Annotated in this window: 4 protein-coding genes and 1 pseudogene; 2 read left to right on the forward strand and 3 right to left on the reverse strand. The window is 73.3% G+C overall.

Going from position 1 to position 5,841, the window contains the following annotated elements; translation table 11 throughout:
* The first annotated feature begins 220 nt into the window (after positions 1 to 220).
* Positions 221 to 1,345, forward strand: coding sequence for a GuaB3 family IMP dehydrogenase-related protein (locus ACZ4VL_RS08035; protein WP_361090558.1), 1,125 nt, complete (start codon positions 221 to 223; stop codon positions 1,343 to 1,345).
* Positions 1,346 to 1,430: 85 nt separating this feature from the next.
* Here ACZ4VL_RS08035 and ACZ4VL_RS08040 read toward each other — a convergent pair whose 3' ends face one another.
* Both ACZ4VL_RS08040 and ACZ4VL_RS08045 read right to left on the reverse strand, forming a co-directional pair.
* The gene (locus tag ACZ4VL_RS08040; protein WP_468197130.1) at positions 1,431 to 1,910 is read right to left on the reverse strand and encodes a hypothetical protein; all 480 of its coding nucleotides are present in this window, start codon (positions 1,908 to 1,910) and stop codon (positions 1,431 to 1,433) included.
* A 122-nt stretch (positions 1,911 to 2,032) separates the two neighbouring features.
* The gene (locus ACZ4VL_RS08045; protein WP_468197132.1) at positions 2,033 to 3,262 is read right to left on the reverse strand and encodes a nucleotide sugar dehydrogenase; all 1,230 of its coding nucleotides are present in this window, start codon (positions 3,260 to 3,262) and stop codon (positions 2,033 to 2,035) included.
* A gap of 258 nt (positions 3,263 to 3,520) precedes the next feature.
* Between ACZ4VL_RS08045 and ACZ4VL_RS08050 the strand changes: the two genes are divergently transcribed.
* Positions 3,521 to 5,227, forward strand: coding sequence for a glycerol-3-phosphate dehydrogenase/oxidase (locus ACZ4VL_RS08050; RefSeq protein WP_468197135.1), 1,707 nt, complete (start codon positions 3,521 to 3,523; stop codon positions 5,225 to 5,227).
* Between the two features lie 85 nt (positions 5,228 to 5,312).
* Here ACZ4VL_RS08050 and ACZ4VL_RS08055 read toward each other — a convergent pair.
* Positions 5,313 to 5,841: pseudogene (locus tag ACZ4VL_RS08055) on the reverse strand (hypothetical protein); the annotation flags it as partial.

The following is a 5,841-nucleotide window of genomic DNA, read 5'->3' on the forward strand; positions in this document are numbered from 1 at the left end:
AGGATGAGCGGGCCTTAACCCACCCCCCCCCCCGACGGCGCTCCCCCCCCCCCCCCCCCCCCCCCCCCCCCCCCCCCCCCCCCCCCCCCCCCCCCCCGTACCCGCCCTCGACCGGGGGCCGCACCGGGCGCCGGGGCCGTCCGTACAGCGGAAGCCGGAACGCGAGTCCCCGGCCTTCGGGGATACTGGACGGGCAGACCCAGAGGAAAGGCCACCACACGTGACTGAGATCGAGATCGGGCGCGGCAAGCGCGGCCGCAGGGCGTACGCGTTCGACGACATCGCCATCGTCCCGAGCCGGCGTACGCGGGACCCGAAGGAGGTCTCCATCGCCTGGCAGATCGACGCGTACCGCTTCGAGCTCCCGTTCCTGGCCGCCCCCATGGACTCGGTCGTCTCCCCGCAGACCGCCATCCGCATCGGTGAGCTCGGCGGTCTCGGCGTCCTGAACCTCGAAGGCCTGTGGACCCGCCACGAGGACCCGCAGCCGCTGCTCGACGAGATCGCCGAGCTGGACGAGGAGTCCGCCACCCGCCGCCTCCAGGAGATCTACTCCGCGCCGATCCAGGCCGACCTGATCGGGCAGCGCATCAAGGAGGTCCGCGACTCCGGCGTGGTCACCGCCGCCGCGCTCTCCCCGCAGCGCACCGCCCAGTTCTCCAAGGCCGTCGTCGACGCGGGCGTGGACATCTTCGTGATCCGCGGTACCACCGTCTCCGCGGAGCACGTCTCGGGCGCCGCCGAGCCGCTGAACCTCAAGCAGTTCATCTACGAGCTCGACGTCCCGGTCATCGTCGGCGGCTGTGCCACGTACACCGCGGCCCTGCACCTGATGCGCACCGGCGCGGCCGGCGTCCTGGTCGGCTTCGGCGGTGGCGCCGCGCACACCACGCGCAACGTGCTGGGCATCCAGGTCCCGATGGCGACCGCCGTCGCGGACGTGGCCGCCGCCCGCCGCGACTACATGGACGAGTCCGGCGGCCGCTACGTGCACGTCATCGCCGACGGCGGCGTGGGCTGGTCCGGCGACCTGCCCAAGGCCATCGCCTGCGGCGCCGACGCCGTGATGATGGGCTCCCCGCTGGCCCGTGCCACCGACGCGCCCGGCAAGGGCCACCACTGGGGCATGGAGGCCGTCCACGAGGACGTGCCGCGCGGCAAGAAGGTCCACCTGGGCACCGTCGGCACCACCGAGGAGATCCTCACCGGCCCGTCGCACACCCCGGACGGCTCGATGAACCTCTTCGGCGCCCTGCGCCGCTCGATGGCCACCACCGGCTACAGCGAGCTGAAGGAGTTCCAGCGGGTCGAGGTCACCGTCGCGGACTCCCAGCACCGCCGCTGACCCGTGCGACACACCGAAGGGCCGACTCCCCCCTGACCGGGGAGCCGGCCCTTCGGCGCGTCCGGAGCGGAGGCTGGCGGGCGGCTCAGTCGCGGACGCGCTTGGCCGCGCCGAAGGCGACGACGCCGCCTATGCCGAGGAAGACGTAGTCCATGGCCTCCGCGCCTTCCTTCCAGAGGTCGGCGATGCCGCCGATGCCCGGGTCGGTCAGGACGTCGGCGAGGCCCAGATGCGCGTAGTCGGCCAGGGCGAGCGCGACGAAGAACAGCTGGCCCAGGTAGACGGAGCCCAGCGCGAGGACGGCGCTGACCACGGGCAGTACGGGGTTCCGGCCGCCGACGCGGCCCGCGGCGAGGCCGATCAGGATGCCGACGCCGACCGCGGCGTAGCCGATCTGGCGGTCGATGGCGTTCATGATCCCGCCATAGGCCGCGGCCGCGACCAGGGCGGCGACCACGGCCGCGGCGATGCCCAGGCCGAGGTTGCCCGAGCGGGCCGGCTCGGCCGGGTACGGAGCGGCCGGCGTGGCGGAATCGGGCGCGGGCGGCTGGAACTGCTGGCTCATGGAAGGTCCCCCCAGGGGTGCGGCACGTGGGTTGCCCGGTGCGGCACGTGATGTAAGCGCGAAATAAGTCGCCGCAGGCTAGCAGCTCGCACCGACACCCGACGAGGGGGTTTCCGGCGGGGTCAGAGCCGGTGCGCCGCGCCCGCGGGGCTGGCCCCACGGGTGTCCAGGAGCAGCTGCGCCTTCACCGCCAGGCCCTGGAGGTCGTACGTGCGGTGGTGCTGGAGCAGGATCGTCACGTCGGCGGTGGCGGCGGCCTCGTACAGGGACTCGGCGCGCGGGACCGGCTGGTCCCGCACCCGCCAGCCGGCCACGTACGGGTCGTGGTAGCTGATCAGGGCCCCGAGGTCGAGGAGGCGGCTGGCGATCTCGCGGGCCGGGGAGCCCTCCTGGTCGGCGAGGTCGGGCTTGTAGGTGACCCCGAGCAGCAGGACGCGGGCGCCGCGGGCGGACTTGCCGTGCTCGTTCAGCAGGGTGGCGCAGCGCTGGATGACGTACTGCGGCATCCGGCCGTTGATCTCCTGGGCCAGGCCGACCATCCGCAGGGGGTGGCCCGGGGTACGGGTGGTGTGGGGGAGGTAGTTGGGGTCGAGGGCGACGCTGTGGCCGCCGACGCCCGGGCCGGGGCGGAACGCCTGGAACCCGTACGGCTTGGTCTCGGCGCAGCGGATGACGTCCCACAGGTCGACACCGAGGTCGTGGCAGAGCACCGCCATCTCGTTCATGAGGGCGATGTTCACGTGCCGGTAGTTCGTCTCCAGCAGCTGGACGGTCTCGGCCTCGCGCAGGCCGCGGGCGCGGACCACCTTCTCGGCGATGCGGGCGTAGAACGCGTGCGCGGACTCGGTGCAGGCGGGGGTGAGGCCGCCGATCACCTTGGGGGTGTTGGCGATGGTGTGCGTCCGGTTGCCCGGGTCGTGCCGGCTGGGGGAGTAGGCCAGGTGGAAGTCCCGGCCGGCGCGCAACCCGGAGCCGTCCTCCAGGATCGGGCGCAGGTAGTCCTCGGTGACACCCGGATGGGCGGCGGACTCCAGGATGACGGTGGTGCGCGGGCGCAGCCGGGCGGCGAGGGCGCGGCCCGCCTCGCCGACGGCGCCGAGGTCGAGCGCGCGGTCGGCGCCGAGCTGGGTGGGGGCGCAGATGACGGCGGTGCGGACGCGGCCGAGGTCGGCGGGGTTGGCGGTGACCCGGAAGCCGGCGGCCGACATGCGGCGGACCTCGGCGGCGGTCAGGGTGGAGTCCGTGGCCGGTCCGACGGCGTAGCCGACCGTCTCGATCCCGGCGGCGACGGCCGCCTGGGCCAGTGGGAGGCCGAGGTGGCCGAGTCCGATGACGGCGAGGTCTGCGGGCATGGGGTGGTGCCGTCCCTTCCCTGGCATGCATGAGGGGGCTGGGTGCGCAACTCCTGTGGACCGCCAGGGCCGCATCAGCTGGCACGATGTCAGACTAGGCGTATATATGACCGATCTGTCGTATTACGGGGTGATGGTCGCCGTTGTGTTGTCCACAGGCGGTGGCTGATGCGGGTACGGCGGGTCAGAATCGAGACGGGGGACGCGAGCGGGACCACCCGCACCGAGTGGGTACGCCCGCACCGACGGGAGGCAGCCGTGAGGACAGCGACACTGGGGCCGGCGCAGCGCGCGGAGGCCCTCGCCCGGATGGCCGAACGGGAACTGGACGTCCTGGTGGTGGGCGCGGGCGTGGTCGGCGCGGGCACCGCGCTCGACGCCGCGACCAGGGGCCTGTCCACCGGGCTCGTCGAGGCCAGGGACTGGGCGTCGGGCACGTCCAGCCGGTCCAGCAAGCTCATCCACGGTGGCCTGCGCTACCTGGAGATGCTCGACTTCGCCCTCGTGCGGGAGGCGCTGAAGGAGCGCGGCCTGCTGCTGGAGCGGCTCGCCCCGCACCTGGTCAAGCCCGTGCCGTTCCTGTACCCGCTCCAGCACAAGGGGTGGGAGCGCATCTACGCCGGCTCGGGCGTCGCCCTGTACGACGCGATGTCGGTGTCCAGCGGGCACGGCAGGGGGCTGCCGGTGCACCGGCACCTGTCGCGCGGCCGCGCCCTGCGCGTGGCCCCGGCGCTGCGCAAGGACGCGCTCGTGGGCGCCCTGCAGTACTACGACGCCCAGATGGACGACGCGCGCTACGTCACCACGCTCGTCCGCACGGCCGCCGTGTACGGGGCGCACTGCGCCAACCGGGCGAGGGTGGTCGACTTCCTGCGCGAGGGCGAACGGGTGGTCGGGGCGCGCGTGCAGGACGTGGAGGGGGGCGGGGAGTACGAGGTCCGGGCCCGCCAGGTGGTGAACGCGACCGGGGTGTGGACGGACGACACGCAGGCGCTGATCGGGGAGCGCGGGCAGTTCCACGTACGGGCGTCGAAGGGCATCCACCTGGTCGTCCCGAAGGACCGCATCCATTCGAGCAGCGGGCTGATCCTGCGGACCGAGAAGTCGGTGCTGTTCGTCATCCCGTGGGGCCGGCACTGGATCGTGGGCACCACCGACACCGACTGGGACCTGGACAAGGCGCACCCGGCGGCGTCCAGCGCCGACATCGACTACCTGCTGGAGCACGTGAACTCGGTGCTGGCCGTGCCGCTGACCCGCGACGACGTCCAGGGGGTGTACGCGGGCCTGCGGCCGCTGCTGGCCGGGGAGTCGGACGCGACGAGCAAGCTGTCGCGCGAGCACACGGTCGCCCATCCGGTACCGGGCCTGGTGGTCGTCGCGGGCGGCAAGTACACGACGTACCGGGTCATGGCGAAGGACGCGGTGGACGAGGCCGTGCACGGGCTGGACCAGCGGGTCGCGGAGTGCGTGACGGAGGACGTGCCGCTGGTGGGGGCGGAGGGGTACCGGGCGCTGTGGAACGGCCGGGCCCGCATCGCCGCCCGGACGGGTCTTCACGTGGCGCGGGTGGAACACCTGTTGAACCGGTACGGCTCGATGACGGACGAACTGCTGGACCTGATCGCCGAGGACCCCTCGTTGGGAGCCCCGGTGGGCGGGGCGGACGACTACCTTCGGGCGGAAGTGGTCTACGCGGCGTCACACGAAGGAGCGCGACACCTCGACGACGTGATGACGCGGCGGACGCGGATCTCGATCGAGACCTTCGACCGGGGGACGCGGTCGGCGCGGGAGTGCGCGGAATTGGTGGCTCCGGTGCTGGGGTGGGACCGGCAGCAGATCGAGAAGGAAGTGGAGCACTACGAGAAGAGAGTGCAGGCCGAACGGGAATCGCAGCGCCAGCCGGACGACCAGACGGCCGACGCGGCGCGGCTGGGGGCGCCCGACATCGTTCCGTTGTAACTCCGGGATACGGAGTGGGGAACCGCGGACCCGGGGCTCCCGTCCGTTGCGGAGTGAGGAACAATAAGGGTTCTGCCGGGGCGGGTTATCGCGCGGGTTCTCCCGGGGCGGGCCACCGGGCATCCGGGCGGATGCCGGGGCAGCCGGAGCAGGCGGCACGAACGCAGAGGGGACGCATGTCGAAGCCGGAGCACACCGATTCGCCTGCGGCGGAGCAGGACCGGGCGAAGCCTGTGTCGGCCGAGCCGAAGTCGACTGTCGAGGCCGTCGTCCCTCCCGCCGGAGCCCCCACCGAGGCACCCGCGCCGAAGCCGGGCGCGCCGAAGCCGGGCGTGCCGAAGCCGCGGGCCGGGGCGGCCGGTTCGGCCGCGGCCGGGTCCGAACCGGCGAAGCCCGCGGCTGCCGACGCCGAACCGCAGGACGCGAAGCCGACGCCGCCGAAGGCGAACCTGGCGAAGCCGAGGGCGGCTGCTGCCGCGGCTGCGGAGGGTGAGTCGGCTGCTGTCGAGGCGGAGGCCGCGAAGCCGGTGGTGCCGAAGGCGAACCTGGCGAAGCCGAGGGCGGCTGCTGCCGCGGCTGCGGAGGGTGAGTCGGCTGCTGTCGAGGCGGAGGCT

Source organism: Streptomyces sp. NPDC029014 (genome assembly GCF_055564695.1).